A 17,832-nucleotide genomic window follows, 5' to 3' on the forward strand; every position below is an offset into this window, starting at 1 on the left:
GCGACGTCCGCCGTCGGCCCAGGCGCTCATGGAACGCCGCCTGCCAGCGCCGGTCCAAGCGCCAGTTATCGAACCAGGAGAGATCCATGCTGCGTGTTATCGTCCCGACCCTGAGCCTGATGCTCGCTTTGCCACTGGCGGCGCAAGCAGCCTCCAAGCAGGACTACGAGCTGAACCAGCTGCTGCAGAAGGTTGCCAAGGAAAGCAGTGTGGGTACGCCTCGTGCCGTCAATGAGGACATTCTCGATCAAGGCTACACCGTCGAGCAGGGCAGAGCGCTGGTCAATCACTTGAGCGTGCGCCCCGAGCATGCCGCGCGCATGCAGCAGAGTCCCGAACAAGTCCGTGACCAACTGGGCCAGAGCGTGTGCCACAATACCGGTTATCGCCAACTGATGACCAAGGGCGCGGTGATGGTGTATCGCTTTACCGTCTACAAGACCAACGAACCGGTCATGGATCAGGCCTTCGACGCCGCCAGTTGCCAGGCTGGCAACAAGAGGAAGTGATTCTCGAATACTGAGCCAGGCAGGCGGGCCGCTCCGGTGGTTAGGCGCGCAGACCAGGGTCGGAGTGCTCGCTCGACACTCTCGATCCATGAATGCGTGTCGACGGCCGCGCGCGTAGCGGCCGCTACCCTCGATCTGAACCCCGATCTGAACACTGGACCGCTCGCCACTGATGCATCCTGGCACTGAAAACGGAATGCCGTGCCGAGCCTGCGCGGGTCGCTGTACAAGGAGATGTCGAATGCCCTACCTACCCAATGAGCTTTTGTCCGCCTACCTCAACGAACAGGGCGTCGACCTCAGCGTCATCGACCCGCTGCTGCAACAGGCCGCCCCCGACAGCCCTAACCTGCCACTGTACCGCGAGATGATGCAGACCGTCCTGCGCATGGCCTGCGACGACGCGAGCCGCTGGAATGCCAAGATCACCCTGCAGGCGCTTCGCGAGCTGGATCAGTCGTTCCGCAGCCTCGAACGCTACAAGGCTCGGCGCAAGGTCACGGTGTTCGGCTCGGCCCGCACGCCTCAGGAGCATCCAATCTACTCCCTGGCCCGCGAGCTTGGCGCGCAACTGGCGCACGCGCAACTGATGGTCATCACAGGGGCTGGCGGTGGCATCATGGCGGCGGCCCATGAGGGTGCAGGCACCGACAACAGCCTGGGTTTCAACATCCGCCTGCCGTTCGAGCAACATGCCAACGCCACGGTCGAGGGCACCGACAAGCTACTGCCCTTCCATTTCTTCTTCATTCGCAAACTGTTCTTCGTCAAGGAAGCCGACGCGCTGGTGCTCTGCCCAGGTGGCTTCGGTACCCTCGATGAAGCGCTGGAAGTGTTGACGCTTATCCAGACCGGGAAAAGCCCGCTGGTGCCCGTGGTGCTGCTCGATACACCTGACGGCAGCTTCTGGCGGGACGCCCTGAGTTTCATCAAGCATCAGCTGGAGGACAATCGCTACATATTGCCCAACGACCTCAAGCTGGTACGACTGGTCCACAGTCCCGAGGAGGCGGTTGAGGAGATCACCCAGTTCTACCGCAACTATCACTCCAGCCGGTGGCTGAAAACCCAATTCGTGCTACGCATGCAACGCCCCTTGAGCGCCATCGCGCTGGCTGAAATGCAGGAGCGCTTCGCAGACCTGTGCCTGAGCGGCGACTACGTGCAAAAGCTCCACAGTGACGGCCCGTACGAGGACGACGGTCACAGCCAACTGCCCCGCCTGGTGTTTACCTTCACAGGCCGCGATCAGGGCCGCTTGCGCGAGCTGATCGACTTCATCAATGTGCCGGAGCACTGGTCGACCTCGGCGTGCCCCTGACACCCGGTGTTCTCGCATTTCAGTTCCGATCGAACGCAAAACGGCCTACATGACTGACTCGACGGGCATGCGTCGAATCAGCCATGTAGGCCGTCGTCATTCACAAAGATCGCGACCGCTGAGCAATCTGCCGATCATGTCCAGGGAAAAACCCCGATAGGCCAGAAAACGTGTTTGCTGAGCACGAGCCCGGGGATCCGCCGGGCGCTCACCGTTGTATTTGCGCTGCCAGACGTCGCGTAGTCGAGCAGCCCAGTCCACGCCACTGTCGCGCAGTGCCTGTTCGACATCGCTTCGATCAAGGCCACGCTGGCCCAGCTCTTCACGAATTCTCGCCGGGCCATAGCCGGCACCTGATCGATACCTGATGAAGCTTTCCAGATAACGGGCTTCGCTCAGCAGTCCTTCCTCAGCGAGCCGATCCAGTGCGGGCTCGATGAGCTCGTCGGTGGCGCCCCGCTGTCGCAACTTGCGGGTCAGCTCGACCCGCCCGTGTTCACGACGGGCGAGCAGGTCCATGGCTGTCCGTCGAACGGCGACGGGTGTGTCGAGTACGACGGACACGGTTGCCTAACCTCGCTGATCAGACGCCAGCCTCAGCCTCGGCCGCGTCGGCAGCCCCTGCCTCGGCTGCTGCTGCCTTGCCGGCAGCAGCCACGGCACCGGCGTTGAGCAGCTTGTCACGAATCTGCTTCTCGATTTCACTACCGATGGCTGGATTCTCTTGCAGGTACTTGGCCGCGTTGGCCTTGCCCTGGCCAATCTTGTTGCCCTGATAGCTGTACCAGGCACCGGACTTCTCGACCAGACCTTGGGCAACGCCCAGGTCGATGATCTCGCCGTTACGGTAGATACCCTTGCCGTACAGGATCTGGAACTCGGCCTGGCGGAAGGGTGGCGAGACCTTGTTCTTGACGATCTTGACGCGGGTTTCGCTACCGACCACCTCGTCGCCCTCTTTCACCGCACCGGTACGGCGGATGTCGAGACGTACGGACGCGTAGAACTTCAACGCGTTACCGCCGGTCGTGGTTTCAGGGCTACCGAACATCACGCCGATCTTCATGCGGATCTGGTTGATGAAGATGACCAGGCAGTTGGCGTTCTTGATGTTACCGGTGATCTTGCGCAGGGCCTGGGACATCAGGCGCGCTTGAAGGCCGACGTGCATGTCACCCATTTCGCCTTCGATCTCGGCCTTGGGCACCAAGGCAGCCACGGAGTCGACGATGATCACGTCTACAGCGTTGGAACGCACCAGCATGTCGGTGATTTCCAGAGCCTGCTCGCCGGTATCGGGCTGGGAAACCAGCAGGTCGTCGACGTTGACGCCCAGTTTGCCCGCGTACTCGGGATCCAGGGCGTGCTCGGCGTCGACGAAGGCGCAGGTGGCACCGCTCCTCTGAGCTTCGGCGATGACCGATAGGGTCAGGGTGGTCTTGCCCGACGACTCGGGACCGTAGATCTCGACGATACGGCCTTTGGGCAAACCGCCGATGCCCAGGGCGATGTCCAGCCCGAGAGAGCCGGTGGAAATGGCAGGAATGGCCTGGCGCTCGTGGTCGCCCATGCGCATGACAGCGCCTTTACCGAATTGACGTTCGATCTGACCCAGGGCCGCAGCCAAGGCGCGCTTCTTGTTGTCGTCCATTGAAATCCTCACGTGTTCGACTTGGCCCTGACGGCCGGGAATACCTGTATAAGTAGCCAGTATTATTCCACAGGGATTCGTTTCCGCCTACCCCCGCCGGACGATTTACTCCCCGCCAAGCTGTAACAAGCCGTCTAAAGCGGCCATCACCGTCTGCCGCCGCACAGCTTCGCGGTCGCCGTCGAACTGGCGACGCGCACTGAGCACACGGTCGCCGTCGGCCCACGCCAGCCATACGGTGCCGACCGGCTTGGCCGCCGAGCCGCCGTCCGGCCCAGCGACCCCGCTGACGGCCACGGCGAAACGCGCGCCGCTGGCTGAACGGGCGCCACGGGCCATGGCCTCGACCACCTCCTGGCTGACCGCACCGACCTGCTCGAACAGCGGCGGCGCCACGCCGAGCTGGCGCGTCTTCTGGGCATTGGAGTAGGTCACATAACCTGCCTCGAACCAGGCAGAACTGCCGGGAACTCGGGTGATCGCTTCGGCGATACCGCCACCGGTACAGGACTCGGCAGTGCTCACCTGGGCACCCAGGCGCCGCAGGTGATCGCCGAGGCGAATGGAAAGATCGGTGATGGGGTCCATGGCAGGCTCCTGGCGTGACAGCGCTCTACCCTACCACCCTCACCCGCCCAAACAAGGGTTCAAGGTGCCAGTGCGCGCACATAGGCCTGGCAGGCACGCAGGGCGATCAGCCCCCGGTCGCCGTCGTCGGTGATGGCGATAATTCGTCGAGCATGCGTCGGGTCAAGTCGGGCGCGTATGGCGCCATGATCCACGCCGCTGGCGCCGGTGGCGGCAGGCACCGGGGCGCAGGCGCTATCGCGCTCGACAAGGGCCGACAGGCGCAGATCGGCAGTAGCAAGGCGATCGCGCAGGCGAGCCTGAGTGAGTTGTGCATCGGTCAGCTCCTGGAAATGCTGGGATTCACTGGCGTTCAGACGGCTTTCAAGACCCTGGCGCTGCACCCGTTCGGCATGCAGCTGAGCGTTCAACGCCTCGACCTGCTCGACCCGCTGCTGGGCCTGCAACTGATCCGACTCGGCCTGCATACGCTCACAGCGCCAGCCCTGGACCTGCCAGCCCAATGCCGCTGCCGCCAGCATCAGCACCAGGCAAGCAGCCAGGTGCCAACGGCTCAGCACAAGACCTCCCGGGCGCGGGCCCACAGGGCGAGACGATCGTCCAGACCATTGAGCCCACCATTGATATGCCGGGTGATGCGGTTGAATTCGCCCCGATCGGCCAGGGCGTTGAGGCCGCGGGATTGCCAGAACCAGCCGGCCGATTCGCAGGCCCAGCGCGGCTGTTCGAGCAGCTGCGGTTGCGCCAGCAGGCGCTCGTCGCCGAACAGCGCGCGGCTGCAGGCCTGATAGTTGTTGTGCCCGGTGACCTGGATCAGCCCCCGGCCACGATAGCGCTGGCCATCGCCATCGACCTCGGGCGTGTTGCCCAGCCGCAATGCCAGCGCGCCGGTGTCGTAGCGAGCCAGGTAGCTGTCGCTGCCCAGCTCCCTGACGTAACGCAGTTGACCGGACTCATGGCCGATCTGAGCCAGGAAAGCCGCAATGCGCTTGGGATGGTCGATCTGCCAGTGGGCCATAGCCAGGTTCAGTGGATCGAGGAACTGGCCGACACGCGTGCCGGCCAGGGGAAAGATATGAGCCAGTTGAGCGTCTGTGAGCATCGGTTACCTCCGCTTCACGCTGAAAAGCCCAGGCAGTGCCCGGGCTCGTTCGAGAAAGTGAGTGAGGGGACGGCTCAGATACCCAGCGAGGCCATTTCCAGCGGCGAACGATAGGTGGCCGCAGCCTGGGCGATGCAGGCCCGGGCCTGGAAGTTGGCGTCCTTGAGTTCCTGGATCTGATCGGCGATCTTCTGCGCGCCCTTGACCAGCCACTCGCGCGAGTAGACGGCAGCCGCCACGCCGCCAACGACGATGATCAGCGCCGAAAAGAAGTCGGCCAGCCGTTGCGAGCAGAGGCTGATCTGCTCGACGGTGGTGCGGACCACTTCGACCACTTCTTCGTTGTAGTCGAGGTTGTCAGCCACACTGGCGCCCCAGATGCTGGTGACCAGTGCCTTGCAGTCCTGAATGTCCTGTGGGGTGAGCGACATGATTACATTCTCCATTGCTATCGGTAGGGTCGGCGGAGCACTCCGCCAGTGGATCGCTCGCAGGCGAGGGCTCGACGCTCGTGGCGTTCACATGATTCAAGGTGCGACAGCGGCCGCACTTGATCTGGAGTTCGGAAGCGGGGGTGATGCGGGCCAGCAGCTTGCGGCACTGGCCACAACGAAAATCGACGAGCATTGGTAGCTCCTTGCTGAACAGGCAGAATCGGCTCACGCCTTGAGCGAGCCGGCCCTGCGGGGTCCCTGCCCCTTGTTTCGGGCCTTGCCGGTGCGCCCCCCGTTGCACTGCACGGTGGTCCGCCAGCCGGAAAGGGTGAACCGCTGCTCGACCGAGTCGACCAGGTATTGGCCATCGAGTCCGTCGACGAAACCTGCGATGTCCAGGCTGCGCTCTACGAACAGGTCGGTGCGCCCCGGCATGTCAAGGCGCACCTGCGCGGTGTCGCGGTTGAAGCTGGCCAGGTGGGCCCGCGCGGCTTGCTCGGCGGCGCTGCGATCGGGGTACAGATGACGATCCGTGTGCACCGGTCGAGCGTTGCCCGAGCTGTCGGAATTGGCCAGCTCGACCACCTCCAGCGCCCCGGTGGCCGGGTTCTGGTAGCAGGTGCGCACGGCCTTGCGCGAGGCCTTGTCGTCCAGGCGGAACTGCCACTGGCTCACCTCGCTGCGCATCACCCTCACCACGCCCAGTGCCTGACCGCTGGCGCTCTTGCCGGCCTGGCGAGGTAGCACCAGCAACTGGCCGTTGGCGAGCTTGGCGGTGCAATCGTATTGACGCGCCAAGCGGGTGATGAAGTTGAAATCCGACTCACCGAACTGATCCACGCGCAGCACGCGGGTCGTCACCGGGCAGATCGCCTGCCAGCCATTACGGGCGCCGATCTCGGCGACGATGCGCTGCAACGACGCATTCTCCCAACTGCCGCTGCGGATGGTCCTGCCGCTGCCGCACAGGTCGCTGGCCTTGCCGCGGATCACCAGGGTGTCCGGCGGACCGGACAGCTCCACCTCATCGACCGTGTAGCGTCCCAGCAGCGTCAGCGGCTGGCCCGCGTAGCCCAGGTGCACTTCCAGCAGCGCCCCCCGCGACGGCAACGCCAGCGCGCCATCGCGGCTGTCGAGGCGCAGCTCGAATTCGTCCGCGTCCAGACCCGGTCTGTCGGTGGTGCGCAGCAACAGCAGGCGGTCGTCGATCAGGGCGGTGACGTCCTGCCCGTCGGCGCGGATGCTGAAGACAGGTGTCATGGTTTGGACCTCCATGGGCGAAAGTGGATGGCGGTCGTCAGTCCCACAACTGCACGCCGCTGGCGCTGACGACAGGGCTGTCGGGCAAGTCGATGATCACCCCTGCGCGAAACGGCTGCGCTTCGTCGGCTAGCCCCTGATTGGCCTGCAGGACCGCTTCGAGCGTGCCTTGCAAGTGGCCGTAATAGTGCTGGCAGAGCGTGTCGAGCACATCGCCCTCAGACGTTCTGCAGGTCTTGGCCATAGCGGGTGAACTCCAGTGAGAAAGCCTGTTTACGTGGAATGCCGCCGGCCAGCAGATTGCTCTGGTCCTCATCGATCCGGGTCAGGCACCAGTTGCCCAGGACCTCGCCGTAACCGGTGGTCAGGCTAATCGGCAGCAGCTGGCGACCGATGCTGCGCAGCGTCTGCAACTGACCCAGGCCACCTTTGAAGGATGGGAAGATCGCGCCGCTCAGGCTGATGGTCTCCTCGCCCTGGCCGACGGCCTGTTGTGCGCTTTCGCGGCTGAGGCGCGCCTGCGCGGCCCAGTTGAATCGGGTCTGCCGACGCAATTGATCGAATGCGGCGGTGTCGAGATTGAAGTAGTAAGGCGCTGCGTTGGGCCTGAGCGGTTGCAGCACCAGCAGGTGGGGAAACGGCTTGATCGCCTCGGCGGCCGGCGTGGTCAACGGCGCGAAGCCAAGGGCGGCGAGCACGCCCTGGCCCACGGCCCGGACATCGCCGACCACCTTGCGGATAGCCGCGCCGGCCTTGCCCAGGTGCTCGGAAAACGCATCGATGCGTGTCTGTACCTTGCGCACCTCGTCGAGGGTCTTGTCGTAGCGGGCGATCACCTTGTTCACCCGCGCCTGCGCCGAGTCGATGGCACGCATCGTGCGTTGCAGGCGCTTGCCAATGGTCGGGCCGACCCACGGCAGCGCTTGCAGCTCGCTGGCCGCTTCCTTGACGTGATCGACCGCCTGGCCCATGGGATCGAGCATGGCGCCGGCACGCCGACGCCCCTGCTCGCCCGCCTTGACCAGCGCATGCAGGGCACCCTGCAATTGCTCCAGGTAGGTCATGAATGTGGCTCCCGTTAGAAGAGTCGCAGAGGATCCGCCAGACGTGCCTCCTCGGCCCTCTGGCGTTTCTCCAGTACGCTGCGCACGGCCGCTTCCAGATCCAGCGCCAGCTGATCGTGGGTGACGGCCGGGGCTTGCACCGTGATGGGGATGTGGGTGGTGAAGTTGACCGGCGGGCTGGCGGCAGGCGGCTCGGCGGCACCGCGAGCTGGCTGCGCCGGTGCCAGGTTTTTCGGCAACCTGCTGGTCGCTGGGGGGACCGCTAGCTCCGTCGCCGGCGCTTGCAGGCTCACCGCGACTGGGAAATCGACTGGCTCCGGCGCCATGGCCGGCAGTGCCGAGAAACCCGTCACCACGGGAAATCCTGCCGGAGTGCCAAGTACACTTCGCGACACGACAAGGTGATGCATACCCCGGCCAACGGTAGGTACCGATGACCGCTCAGCGGTCGAAGGCTGGCCGATGGCGCTCCCCAGGGGAATGTGGGACATCGCGTCGACCGGTAGCTGTGCAATGGGTCCGTTCGGGACGGTCGACATCAGCCGTGGCACTTGCGAGACGCGCGGCGATACCCGCGGCAGCCCCGCTGCAGAGGTCGACCTTGACGACACCTGGCGAGATTGCGCGGGAACACGAATGTCGAGGTTCGGCAGTGACATCACCCCCGGTGCCAGCGAAGGGCTCGAGATCACTGGCGGCCAGCCTTGGCGACCAGACGTGGTAGCGGGTTGCGGCTGTGCATCATCTACCGCATTTTCCGCCTCTGCCGCATTTACCACATCTACCGCATTTACCGCATTTACCGCCTTGCCCGCCTTGACCGCGACGGGTGGGACGAGCCGTATCGACTGTCGCTCGACAACAGCCTTGCCCAGGGACGTCGCAGCTCGCAAGGCGGGTGACTGATCACTGGACGGGCCCGCGACCTTGGTGCCGTCTGCTGGCCGCTCGGCGTCGATGACCCTGGGTACATCCGGATTCGGCGATGCCGGCAAAGACGGCGTCACGCTTTTGGACCGATCGGCGGCGCCTTTCACATCTTCCGGCTCGGATGAGAAGAACGTGGCGCCCAGGTAGCCCCCGACCGCCGAGCCGATCTGGTCGCCGAGGAAGTTACCGATCATGACCCCGACGGGTGCAGCGGCAGCCAGGCCAACGCTGGTGAGCGCCGCCCCCACACCTGCTCCCAGCAGCACACCCCCTACCGCCCCGCCGTATCCAGCCCCCCGTTCCTCGGCGGTCTTGGCTGTCGCAGCGGTGTAGGCCCACTTCGCTGCGCCCTCGGCCGCCAGCCAGGTCACCGGGTTGTAGGCAGGCCCCTTGCTCACCTGTGAAACCAGCGAGGGTAGTGCCTGCTTCCAGAGGCGCTGCTTGGTCGCCTCCCATCCTGCGGCCGCCGTGCCGACCACGGCGGTGGTGGCCGCCGCATCGTTGAGCGTACGCATCATCTTCGAATACGGATCGACCTGCGCGGGGTCCGCCACGCCCTGCGCTGTGGGCGGCTTGGCCAGCAGTGCCTTGGCAAGCGAAGGCCCCGCCTTGTCGGCAGCCATGCTCAAGGCGATGCCGCCCACCTCGGACGCGACCTTGCCAGCAGCACCGGGGAACAGGTATGCGCCCACGGTCTTGCCCGCAAGCCCCGCCAGAGGCGCTCCAACGGCGCTTGCATAGCCGGACAGCTGCTGCTCGGCACTGCCTGCGTTGAAGGTGGTGAAGGCGCCTTTGAGCGCGATGTCCAGTACCGTTCCCGAGCGTCCGCCCTGGGCTTCGGCAACTGCCCTGCCCAAGCGCGTTGGCTCGCTGGGGGCGAGCGCTGGACGCGACGTGACCTCTGCCTGCGAGACACGGCGTGAAGTACCCCCTGGCTCAACCACTGTCGAGCGACGTGGCGTCTCCTTCTTGCGCTTGCGGACCGATCGCGAGGGTTTGATCCGGGGCTCAGGCTCGGCCGTGATTTCGATCGGGGGGAGTTCAAGCACCCCTCCAGAATCCCGGCCGGTCGAGCCGGCGCTCGCTGCAGCGGCAGACGTGACTGTATGGCCAAGGGTTGGCTGGGCGGAAACTGGTTTGCCAAACTGCCAGGCAACGGCAGCGGACGAAGGCTGCCCAGGCCCCTTGGCATAAGGCGCCCAGGCGGGTGGAAACCTCCACGGGTAGGCCTCGAACGCATTCGCCGAGGCGCGGGTTGCTGAGGGACCATTGCTCGCCGCGTGCTCTGGAAGATGCCACTGGTTGATACCTGGAGACACCATCAATGGAGCGTCGCCATAAGGCGACCAATGATCGGCGAACCTGGCGCGGTAATGATCGAATATCGTCGGGGAGACCGTACTGGATGCGTAGGCCTCCCCCAGAACAGTCTCTGGTCGTTTCGCCATCCATCACTCCTCGGAATCCACCAGCCACCAGACCATGTCGCTGAACGACATGGTCATGATTTCGCTGGCAGAAAAGTTCAGCTCCTTGGCCAGCCGGCGAGCGGCGGCCTTCTGCCGGGCCGGGTCAAACCGCGTCGTCCTGCACCAGGCGAAAGTATCCGGCCTGCAGGCGGCCATAGTCCTTCAGGGTGAGGCCCTCCAAGTCCTTGATGCCCACTTCGGCCAGGGACGCGAACAGATTCAGTTCGCGCTGCTCGTCGTCCTTGGCGCCGCCGGCCTGGGCGTTGCGCATGTCACGCACGGTCGGGGCGCGCAGCGACAGGCTGTCGACCTGCACGCCATTGGCCTCGCTGGGTCGCGACAGCCTGACGGTGACGCGATCGGCGGCCACGTGCAGCCACGCGGGCTGCGCATTGTGCTGAGTCATGCCGCGCTCCTTACAGACCCAGCGCAGCGCGCTGGGAAGCCAGTTGATCGACACCATCGATGACCCGCTTCATGCCCAGGGCGTCGATCTCGTAGACCAGTCGGCCATCGACTTCCAGCTTGTAGTAGGTCAGCGCGACGCTGTGCTTGATCTCGGCCTTGTCGCCGGATTTCCAGTCGCCCATGTCGACTTCCTTGAGCGCGCCGCGCAGGGTGACGATCACGGGGTTGATCTGGCCCTTGAGGCCCTTGAAGGCGCCGCGGAAGGTGCCATTGAAGGCCGTGCCATCGGCCAGGCCGAAGAATTTGAGCGACTCGCGGCGCACGCCGCTGGTGGTGAATGCCGCTTCCTGCTTCTCCATGCCCTGGTCCATCGAGACGGGCAGGTCCATGCCGCCGGGGCGGTACTCCTCCATCTTCAGAGCGAGTTTGGGCAGGGTCAGGCTGGGTACATCGCCCTGGAAGCTCACACCGTCGACGAACAGGTTCAGGTTGGCCAGGGTTTCGGGAATCATTGCCATGTAGATGCGCTCCTTAAGCGGCGGTATCGAGGACTTCGGTCAGCCACTGGTTGGTGACTTCGACGCGGAAATTGGGGTTTTCGGCAGGTGGGACGTCGGTGAAGCGGATGTTCCAGTACACCTTGCCCTGCTCCAGCTGGCTGGCGGTGTTCAGCTCCGGGTCGGCGAAGACCTCGAAGTTGATGATCGCGCCCTGGTTCTTCAGGTCGCGCATGAAGGCTTGCAGGCCTTCGGTGACGTCCTTGACGTAGGTGGCGGTGATGGAGCGGTCCACGGCCCATTTGTGGCCATAGAGGATCGCGTCCATGACGATGTCCAGGGTGCGCACGCGGGTGACGAACGCCCACTTCGGATCGCTGGACAGCGTACGGTTGCCCCACAGGCGGAAGCCGTCATCGCGGATCAGCGTGGCGATGTTGGCGTTGTTCAGCAGGTTGGCGCGGCAGCTGTCGTCGCCGTCGAGGAATTCCACCGGACGGGTGGTGCCGGTGATACCCACCAGTTCCTTGTTCGACGGCGAAGCCCAGAAGCCGTATTCACGGTCGGTCCAGGCGAACAGACCGGCGATCCAGGCGGAGCCGGGAGCATCGACGGTGGCTTGGGCGGCGGTGTCGAAATAACGCACGCCCGGATCGACCAGGAAGGCGCGCTTGGCACCGAAGTTCTTGGCGTAGGCCAGGGCCGCTTCATCGGTGGTGTTGGGACCGTCGATGATGGCGATGCCGCGCAGCTTGTCGGCCAGGGCGATCAGTGCGGTGGCGACGGCCTGGGTCGCACTGTGCTTGGGGGTCACCAGCAGGCGCGGCTGGGCGTTGAAGCGGCTCTTGCCGTCGAGCAGTGCCTGCAGGCCTGTGCGCTTGCCGTCGGGCTGGACAGCGCCGATGATGGCGGCGGTCTGCTCGGCGGCATCCTCCAGCTTGCTCACGCCGCAGGCGACGATCACCGCCTTGGCGCGGCTGTAGATGGCCCGGCAGGCCTGGGTGATCGCCGCATTGGCGCCGAAGGCGGCGACCGCCTCGCGCTCGCTGGTGATCAGCACCAGGTCGTTGGCCTTGGCCGTGACGCCGGCACCTTCGGTGAAGGTGTCGACCAGGCCGATGATGGAAGACGACGGCAGGGCGATGTTGCGCGCGCCGGTGTCGACGTTGGTGACGGTGACGCCGTGGAAGAATCCACTCATGTAGGGTTACTCCGGTGTGTGATGGAAATGAAAAGGCCCCGCGGGATGCGGGGCCTCGGGCTGTTGCGAATCGGCGCGTCAGATGAGTTTGATACGCGCTGGCAAACCGATGTTTCGTGGCCTTGGGCGATACTCGTAGAACAGCATGTCGCTGGTGTTGTTCTGGTAATTGGTTCCCGCCGGATAGATGGCGCCGCCATTTGCCGGGGTGGGCAATTGAACGAACTCATCGGCGTCCTCGAGCTGGTACAGGCTGTCGCTCCACCAGGCGCCAAGTGCACCGATGCCTTTGGCACCGCCACCGTAGGCGAAGCGTGTGCCCCTCTGTAATGCACCTCCTCGCCGGTCTGGATGAATGCCACGCCCCTCGTCCAGACAACGCAGGAATTCGCTTCGCAGATCCGGTATGCGCAGGTTGCTCGTGCCATCACCTCGGCTCCAGGCACCTTCCATGCCGGTACGCTCCGATTCGGCCACCAACATTCCGGACTGCTGGGCGTGATCCCACAACCAAGGCCATTGCTGCCGATCGAACAGGCGACCGTCGCAGGCCTGCCAGCCACCGGGATTGAGCACGGTCGTGGTTTCGAATACACAGCGGCCCAACGACGTGGTGTCCAGCCGGTCCATTAGCTGCCAGCCGCCTGCGGCATCGCTGCGCAAGTGCCAGAAGTCGTCGGCGCCGATCAATACGAAGAACGGGTAGCCGCCGGCGCGAAGACGGGTATGAAAGCGGATGGTTTCGCCACCAGCGGCTTGAATCACCAGCCGGTTCAGAGCGTTGTCCACCCGCTGCACGCGCACATCCATGATCTTGTTGGCCCGCGGAAGCGTGATGGTGAGGTTGCCTGCCGACGCATCGACCAACACCACACCGGTTTCGTGTTCCCCGAGGATCTTGTCGCGAGTGAGAGGACGATTACCGAGCCCTCTCACGGCGGCCATGCCGCGCTCCAGCGCGGCCAGTTCATCAGCACGACTCATGGTCGCTCCTCCAGGCTGTCAGGTAAGTCCGGTGCCACCGGGCGAGCCGACTCATCGGGAAAGCTACCGCTGGCCGGCCATTCACGCAGCGCCTGTCGATAGTGCAGCAGCGCTTCGTATTGATCGGCGCTGAGCGTGGTAGGCAAGCCCAATGCCTGTTCTTCGGTATGGCGCACGACGAGCCACTGATCGCCTTGCAGCCGGGCATCGCGCCAGGCCCGTTCGCGAGCGGAACGCTCGGCGAGCGTAGGCGCGGGCCGGTCTATGAGCACGGGCAAACCATTTTCATCGTGGTCGCGCACCTTGTCGGGCTCAGGATTGCAGATGACCTGCAGGAATACACTTTCCGGTAACGGCACGGCGTCGGCTGGCATGTGTGAATGGACACCGACTAGATAGGTGGTGCCGGTGCTCTGACTGTAGAACCGCTTCATGGAGACCTCCCTGTTCAAAAACCAATTGCGAAATAGGGACAGGCGGACAGCGTGGGACCGCCCCAGCCGGTTGAGCCTCGAGTGAACGTGCCCATGTTCAGCACGTTCATGCCTGCAGTGTTCAGTCCACGGAACTGCCAGAACGCACGGATGGTGCCACCGGGCGGGGTGTTGTCGTACGCCCCGACCCAGAAACAGCGGTTGGGAAAGGCTATCGGGAAGCGAACCTCGGCACTTTCGGTAGTGGTCGCGCTCGAGCCGTATTGAAGGATCAGCCCCCCTAGCCACGTAGGAAATACCATGTAGCCATTGGTGCCGAACTGGGCGGAAAAGCCCCACCGCATCTTCTTCGGGGTCACGATCGCGTTGTCGACGACCCCACTGTCGACCTCGCTCTGAGAGGCCAGCCGTGCCGTCCCATTGGTAACTTCGGTCGCCTGGGCGGTAAGCGCAGCCAGGGACGCGACGTCCAAAGTGCCCTGATTGACAGGCACGTTCCAAGCCTTGATGCACCACATGACCGCCAGGTTACGCGGCCGTGTTTCTGCACCGCCCGTACTGCCGGAGGTCAGCCCGAGAATCGACCCCTCCAAGGAGCCTGGGGAGGTTTCCTGGTATGCCTTGGCGGTCGACGACGTGCTGTTGCCGTAGCCTTTGCCATACAGGGTGGAGACGGTCCCTGTGGCCCCGGTGATCCCTGAGATACCGGAGCCTGCCCCCACGTTATCGATGAAGCCAACATCCTTGTGCGCGTGTGCCCTGAAGGCATCGTCCTGTGAACTGCCCAGCGTTCGCCCCGGATCCACGCCGCGACCATGGTCCCACCCGCGCAAGAACTCACCGCGCGAATCGGGCAGACGGAAGAAACCGCCAGGCTCGTCACCCTTGTTGAAGGCGGTGCCCAGGTAGGCGGCCAAGTCCGGGTACACCGACGCGCTCTGGACGCTGCCGTCCACCTCGAGGAAGCCGGCAGGCACTGTGCCACGCGCGAATGGCAACATGGTCCCGACAGGCAAGGCCGACGCCGTGGCCAGTAATGCCTGGGTCTCGGCCTTGGTGTAGGCATCGGCCGAGCGGAACGTGCCGAATGCCAGGATTTGTACCGACTCGCCAAAACCACAAGGTGCCAGGAAGGTGATGCTATGTCCGTCGGATAGATAATCGGTGATCTCACGCCCGTTGCGTAGCACCACGGTACTGCCGACGCTGTGAGGCAGCTCGAAGACCGTCTGCCCCACCGAAGTCTCGAACGAGTAGCGCTGGAAAGCATGGTCCGCAGCCACCCCGACGCTGAGCTGGAAGGCGCTGCCATCGTGGTTCAAGGCGTAGACGCCGCCTGCGCGGATGTCGCCTTGCACCAGATCGACCAACCCTTCTCGGGCAACTTTCCTGACGGCCAAAGGCGGCAAGCCATTGATGCTCACGGTCACCGCGGCATTGTTGGTCTCGGTCGCCTTGAATTGAAAACGCTGCCCTGCCGTATAGGCCTTGAGCACGGTCTCGGTGCTGGCGAATTGCAGGACCAGCGCGTCAGCGGTGCCTTTGGCTTCGCCCAGCCAGGCCAGCGGGCCATCATCCTTGGCCGCGTCGGCGCGGCGCAAGTATTGCGGATGGGGATCGCCAGCCTCCAGGTGCGTCTTGAGCAGATTGCGCGCGTACAGCTCGGTGGCCTCACGGGCCTTGTCGACGTAATCGCGAGTGGCCAGAACAATGCTGGGATCGATCTTCAGCGTCACGTTGGCAACGTTGCCGAACACCACGTGCATGCGAATGGTCTGGGTGCGACCGGAGCCCTGGACCAGCAGTGGCTTGTAGCTAGGTGCTGGCTTGGCCACGGCAATCAGATTGCCGCTGCCGTCTTCCAGACCCAGTTCACGAATCCACCATCCCCCGGTCTCGGGAGGCAGAACGAGTTCGGCGACCAGCACGCCAGGATCGGCCGGCGACGGATAGAGAGCATTGAGCGGCGCGCGATAAACTTGACGGACCAATGCACTCTGAGTCGGTTTGGGCGTGGGTTCGGCAGTTTGCGAAGGCTCACCGCCGGCATCGCCGATGAGCATGTGGGTGATGTTCCATGGCTGTCCCAGCGCGGCCGTATTGGCCTGCTGGGCGACGCCGACATTGGTCAGGAACCCACCGAATTGAGTGGTCGTGTTAGCCATTGAGGTAGATGTCCAATAGATCTGTAGTGTGATCGTTGATCCGGTGGTAGGCGATCAGGCGAACATCGATGTCCGCCGTCTCCCAGGGGTAAACCTCGAGGGTATCGCCGTCGTTCAGAGCGATGGCCTGATAGTCGGGAATCACGGTTTCCAGGCTGATATCCAGGCCAATCAGATGACGGCTGAGCGGCTTTGCGTCCTCGATCAACCGGGTCAACTCCAGATAGGTCTGCTCGTCGATGCCGCTGTCGGTCACCCCCACCTTCAAGGCAAAAGTACCGGGCACACCCGCAGGCTCCATCTGCCACCACTCCTGCACCTCGATGAGGTAGCCGAAGGGTTCGACCACCCGCCTGAGGGCGCCGAGGGTGCCTTTGTGGGCGTGGACGAAGAAGGTGGAGCGGATCACCGAGCGCTTGATGCTGTCGCTCCAGTTGTCGTCCCAGCGGTCCACCGACCAGGCCCAGGCCAGCTGATAGAGCAAATGCGCCGGGCAGGTGTCGGGGTTGTAGAGTTGCCGCAACGAAACCTTCAGGTCTTCGTCGCCAGCGCGCTCAAGGGCGCGCTCCAGTGGCGTGCGGTTGAGCGGTAGAAGGCTTTGCATGTCAGCCTCCGCGCTTGAGGTCGAAGCCTGTGCACCAGGCCGCCTGGGCCTTGCTCGGGCGGATGTCGGTCCAGTCGATCAGCTCGACCCGACTGACGCCATCGATGTGCAGCTGGGCGTCGATGCCGGAGCGGGCCACCTCCACGCCCAGGCGCCGGCGAGGATTGATCCAGGCCTGCAAGCGGCGCTGGCACTCGGTGAGGATGGCCTCGTATTCGGGACCACTCTCGGCCATGTGCAGCACGGCATCGATCCGATAGGGCAGTACCTGGGCGCTGCGCACATTGACCCGGTCGGCGACCGGGCGGATGTCGTCATCGTTCAGGTAGGCGCGCACTTCATCCAGCAGCGCCTGGGAGGCCACGCCCTGATCGTCGAAGCTGAGCACCGTGACATCGACCACCGCTGGCGAAGGACTCTCGGCGGTCGCGTCAGCGACCCGTCCCGAGGCATTGCGGGCGTGGAGGATGTAGCTGTTGCGCGGACCGGCCGTGGTCAGGCCTTCGTAGACCAGTTGCACCCGTTCGCGCAGGGCATCGTCGGACTCCAGAACCGCCTCGGTGGGCGGCACGGTGCTGGAGTCGGCGACTTGGATCACCAGGCGCTGCAAGGCGACGTTGGCGGCCAGGTGATCGAGATCGCTGCCTTGGGCGTACGCCAGCAGCAAGGCCTTGGCCGCGTCGTTGACCCGCGCTCGGTTGAGCAGCTTGCGATAGGCCCCGACCTCCAGCAATTTGCTCACTGGATCGCTCTCCAGGCGAGCGCTCCACTCCTCGCCCAGCTGGGCTGTGACGGTGTCGAGATCGGCCTGGTACAGCGTCTCGAAGTCCAGGTCCTCGAGCAGTTGCGGCGCGGGCAGTTTGGACAGGTCGACCTGGCTCATACGCTCACCTCCAGCAGTGCGTCATCGCCTAGATAGCGCCCCTTCAGGGCGAGGCTGACCTGCCCGTCCAGCACAGCGACGACCTGGATGCGCTGCAGTTCCAGGCGCGGTTCCCAGCGACCGAGGGCGCGGGCGACCTCGGCCTGCACTGCGCTCTTCCAGCCCTCGGTGACCGGTAGATCGACGTAACGGCGCAGCTGGCTGCCGTATTCCGGGCGCATGCGCCGGCTGCCCAACGGCGTGGTGAGGATGTCCTCGATGGACTGGCGCAAATGGGCGATGCCGGCCAGCGGCTGACCGGTGCGACGGTCCATGCCGATCATGGTCC

Annotated in this window: 21 protein-coding genes and 1 pseudogene; 2 read left to right on the forward strand and 20 right to left on the reverse strand. The window is 64.4% G+C overall.

Translation table 11 applies throughout. The features are described 5' to 3' along the window. Positions 1-86: 86 nt before the first annotated feature. Both IAE34_RS20430 and IAE34_RS20435 read left to right on the forward strand, forming a co-directional pair. A complete protein-coding gene (locus IAE34_RS20430) occupies positions 87-509 on the forward strand; it encodes a quorum-sensing-regulated virulence factor family protein (RefSeq protein ID WP_200140763.1) in 423 nt (140 codons plus the stop codon). Positions 510-750: 241 nt separating this feature from the next. Next, the gene (locus IAE34_RS20435) at positions 751-1,830 is read left to right on the forward strand and encodes a TIGR00730 family Rossman fold protein (RefSeq protein WP_200140764.1); all 1,080 of its coding nucleotides are present in this window, start codon (positions 751-753) and stop codon (positions 1,828-1,830) included. Positions 1,831-1,926: 96 nt separating this feature from the next. Here the strand turns inward: IAE34_RS20435 and recX are convergent, their stop codons facing one another. The 20 genes and pseudogenes from recX to IAE34_RS20535 all read right to left on the reverse strand — a co-directional run bounded on the left by recX (position 1,927) and on the right by IAE34_RS20535 (position 17,827). Continuing rightward, a complete protein-coding gene (recX, locus tag IAE34_RS20440; protein WP_200140765.1) occupies positions 1,927-2,394 on the reverse strand; it encodes a recombination regulator RecX in 468 nt (155 codons plus the stop codon). A 19-nt stretch (positions 2,395-2,413) separates the two neighbouring features. Next, entirely contained in the window at positions 2,414-3,481 is a 1,068-nt protein-coding gene (gene recA, locus IAE34_RS20445; RefSeq protein WP_200140766.1) for a recombinase RecA, read from the reverse strand. A 105-nt stretch (positions 3,482-3,586) separates the two neighbouring features. Next, a complete protein-coding gene (locus tag IAE34_RS20450; RefSeq protein ID WP_200140767.1) occupies positions 3,587-4,069 on the reverse strand; it encodes a CinA family protein in 483 nt (160 codons plus the stop codon). Positions 4,070-4,128: 59 nt separating this feature from the next. Beyond that, positions 4,129-4,629 carry a lysis system i-spanin subunit Rz gene (locus IAE34_RS20455; RefSeq protein ID WP_442793229.1) on the reverse strand — a complete coding sequence of 167 codons (501 nt, stop codon included), beginning with the start codon at positions 4,627-4,629 and terminating at the stop codon, positions 4,129-4,131. After that, positions 4,623-5,171 (reverse strand): glycoside hydrolase family 19 protein, encoded by a 549-nt coding sequence (locus IAE34_RS20460; RefSeq protein ID WP_200140768.1) that lies wholly within the window; start codon positions 5,169-5,171, stop codon positions 4,623-4,625. Before IAE34_RS20460 ends, IAE34_RS20455 begins: the two co-directional genes overlap by 7 nt. Before the next feature lie 74 nt (positions 5,172-5,245). Then, positions 5,246-5,602, reverse strand: coding sequence for a hypothetical protein (locus IAE34_RS20465; protein ID WP_200140841.1), 357 nt, complete (start codon positions 5,600-5,602; stop codon positions 5,246-5,248). A gap of 52 nt (positions 5,603-5,654) precedes the next feature. Then, positions 5,655-5,798: pseudogene (locus IAE34_RS24395) on the reverse strand (zinc finger domain-containing protein); the annotation flags it as partial. Positions 5,799-5,830: 32 nt separating this feature from the next. Beyond that, positions 5,831-6,865: a phage late control D family protein gene (locus tag IAE34_RS20475; RefSeq protein WP_200140770.1), complete on the reverse strand. Its 1,035-nt coding sequence runs from the start codon at positions 6,863-6,865 to the stop codon at positions 5,831-5,833. Positions 6,866-6,902: 37 nt separating this feature from the next. Then, on the reverse strand, positions 6,903-7,109 hold the full coding sequence (locus IAE34_RS20480; protein WP_200140771.1) for a tail protein X: 207 nt from the start codon (positions 7,107-7,109) through the stop codon (positions 6,903-6,905). Further along, a complete protein-coding gene (locus IAE34_RS20485) occupies positions 7,084-7,929 on the reverse strand; it encodes a phage tail protein (protein WP_200140772.1) in 846 nt (281 codons plus the stop codon). Before IAE34_RS20485 ends, IAE34_RS20480 begins: the two co-directional genes overlap by 26 nt. Before the next feature lie 14 nt (positions 7,930-7,943). After that, positions 7,944-9,908 carry a hypothetical protein gene (locus tag IAE34_RS20490; protein WP_200140773.1) on the reverse strand — a complete coding sequence of 655 codons (1,965 nt, stop codon included), beginning with the start codon at positions 9,906-9,908 and terminating at the stop codon, positions 7,944-7,946. Positions 9,909-10,431: 523 nt separating this feature from the next. Continuing rightward, positions 10,432-10,734, reverse strand: a complete 303-nt coding sequence (locus IAE34_RS20495) for a phage tail assembly protein (RefSeq protein ID WP_200140774.1) — start codon at positions 10,732-10,734, stop codon at positions 10,432-10,434. Positions 10,735-10,744: 10 nt separating this feature from the next. After that, a complete protein-coding gene (locus IAE34_RS20500; protein WP_200140775.1) occupies positions 10,745-11,254 on the reverse strand; it encodes a phage major tail tube protein in 510 nt (169 codons plus the stop codon). Between the two features lie 13 nt (positions 11,255-11,267). Then, positions 11,268-12,434: a phage tail sheath subtilisin-like domain-containing protein gene (locus IAE34_RS20505; RefSeq protein WP_200140776.1), complete on the reverse strand. Its 1,167-nt coding sequence runs from the start codon at positions 12,432-12,434 to the stop codon at positions 11,268-11,270. Positions 12,435-12,512: 78 nt separating this feature from the next. Continuing rightward, positions 12,513-13,418, reverse strand: a complete 906-nt coding sequence (locus IAE34_RS20510; RefSeq protein ID WP_200140777.1) for a phage tail protein — start codon at positions 13,416-13,418, stop codon at positions 12,513-12,515. Continuing rightward, positions 13,415-13,852, reverse strand: a complete 438-nt coding sequence (locus IAE34_RS20515) for a phage tail assembly chaperone (RefSeq protein ID WP_200140778.1) — start codon at positions 13,850-13,852, stop codon at positions 13,415-13,417. The genes IAE34_RS20510 and IAE34_RS20515 overlap by 4 nt, the downstream gene beginning before the upstream one ends. Positions 13,853-13,866: 14 nt before the next feature. After that, positions 13,867-16,017 carry a phage tail-collar fiber domain-containing protein gene (locus IAE34_RS20520; RefSeq protein WP_233631273.1) on the reverse strand — a complete coding sequence of 717 codons (2,151 nt, stop codon included), beginning with the start codon at positions 16,015-16,017 and terminating at the stop codon, positions 13,867-13,869. Continuing rightward, a complete protein-coding gene (locus IAE34_RS20525) occupies positions 16,010-16,621 on the reverse strand; it encodes a phage tail protein I (RefSeq protein WP_200140779.1) in 612 nt (203 codons plus the stop codon). Before IAE34_RS20525 ends, IAE34_RS20520 begins: the two co-directional genes overlap by 8 nt. Position 16,622: 1 nt before the next feature. After that, the gene (locus IAE34_RS20530; RefSeq protein ID WP_200140780.1) at positions 16,623-17,504 is read right to left on the reverse strand and encodes a baseplate J/gp47 family protein; all 882 of its coding nucleotides are present in this window, start codon (positions 17,502-17,504) and stop codon (positions 16,623-16,625) included. Beyond that, positions 17,501-17,827, reverse strand: coding sequence for a GPW/gp25 family protein (locus IAE34_RS20535; protein WP_200140781.1), 327 nt, complete (start codon positions 17,825-17,827; stop codon positions 17,501-17,503). Before IAE34_RS20535 ends, IAE34_RS20530 begins: the two co-directional genes overlap by 4 nt. Positions 17,828-17,832 lie beyond the last annotated feature (5 nt).

Origin of the sequence: Pseudomonas sp. S30 (assembly GCF_016518545.1) — a bacterium.
In the GTDB taxonomy this organism is placed as follows: Bacteria; Pseudomonadota; Gammaproteobacteria; order Pseudomonadales; family Pseudomonadaceae; genus Aquipseudomonas.

Bases quoted from the DNA above. Each gene is read 5' to 3' on its own strand.
- IAE34_RS20430 (WP_200140763.1), top strand. From the start codon at position 87: ATGCTGCGTGTTATCGTCCCGACCCTGAGCCTGATGCTCGCTTTGCCA.
- IAE34_RS20435 (WP_200140764.1), top strand. From the start codon at position 751: ATGCCCTACCTACCCAATGAGCTTTTGTCCGCCTACCTCAACGAACAG.
- recA (WP_200140766.1), bottom strand. From the start codon at position 3,481: ATGGACGACAACAAGAAGCGCGCCTTGGCTGCGGCCCTGGGTCAGATC.
- IAE34_RS20450 (WP_200140767.1), bottom strand. From the start codon at position 4,069: ATGGACCCCATCACCGATCTTTCCATTCGCCTCGGCGATCACCTGCGG.
- IAE34_RS20460 (WP_200140768.1), bottom strand. From the start codon at position 5,171: ATGCTCACAGACGCTCAACTGGCTCATATCTTTCCCCTGGCCGGCACG.
- IAE34_RS20465 (WP_200140841.1), bottom strand. From the start codon at position 5,602: ATGTCGCTCACCCCACAGGACATTCAGGACTGCAAGGCACTGGTCACC.
- IAE34_RS20475 (WP_200140770.1), bottom strand. From the start codon at position 6,865: ATGACACCTGTCTTCAGCATCCGCGCCGACGGGCAGGACGTCACCGCC.
- IAE34_RS20480 (WP_200140771.1), bottom strand. From the start codon at position 7,109: ATGGCCAAGACCTGCAGAACGTCTGAGGGCGATGTGCTCGACACGCTC.
- IAE34_RS20485 (WP_200140772.1), bottom strand. From the start codon at position 7,929: ATGACCTACCTGGAGCAATTGCAGGGTGCCCTGCATGCGCTGGTCAAG.
- IAE34_RS20495 (WP_200140774.1), bottom strand. From the start codon at position 10,734: ATGACTCAGCACAATGCGCAGCCCGCGTGGCTGCACGTGGCCGCCGAT.
- IAE34_RS20500 (WP_200140775.1), bottom strand. From the start codon at position 11,254: ATGGCAATGATTCCCGAAACCCTGGCCAACCTGAACCTGTTCGTCGAC.
- IAE34_RS20505 (WP_200140776.1), bottom strand. From the start codon at position 12,434: ATGAGTGGATTCTTCCACGGCGTCACCGTCACCAACGTCGACACCGGC.
- IAE34_RS20510 (WP_200140777.1), bottom strand. From the start codon at position 13,418: ATGAGTCGTGCTGATGAACTGGCCGCGCTGGAGCGCGGCATGGCCGCC.
- IAE34_RS20515 (WP_200140778.1), bottom strand. From the start codon at position 13,852: ATGAAGCGGTTCTACAGTCAGAGCACCGGCACCACCTATCTAGTCGGT.
- IAE34_RS20520 (WP_233631273.1), bottom strand. From the start codon at position 16,017: ATGGCTAACACGACCACTCAATTCGGTGGGTTCCTGACCAATGTCGGC.
- IAE34_RS20525 (WP_200140779.1), bottom strand. From the start codon at position 16,621: ATGCAAAGCCTTCTACCGCTCAACCGCACGCCACTGGAGCGCGCCCTT.
- IAE34_RS20530 (WP_200140780.1), bottom strand. From the start codon at position 17,504: ATGAGCCAGGTCGACCTGTCCAAACTGCCCGCGCCGCAACTGCTCGAG.
- IAE34_RS20535 (WP_200140781.1), bottom strand. From the start codon at position 17,827: ATGATCGGCATGGACCGTCGCACCGGTCAGCCGCTGGCCGGCATCGCC.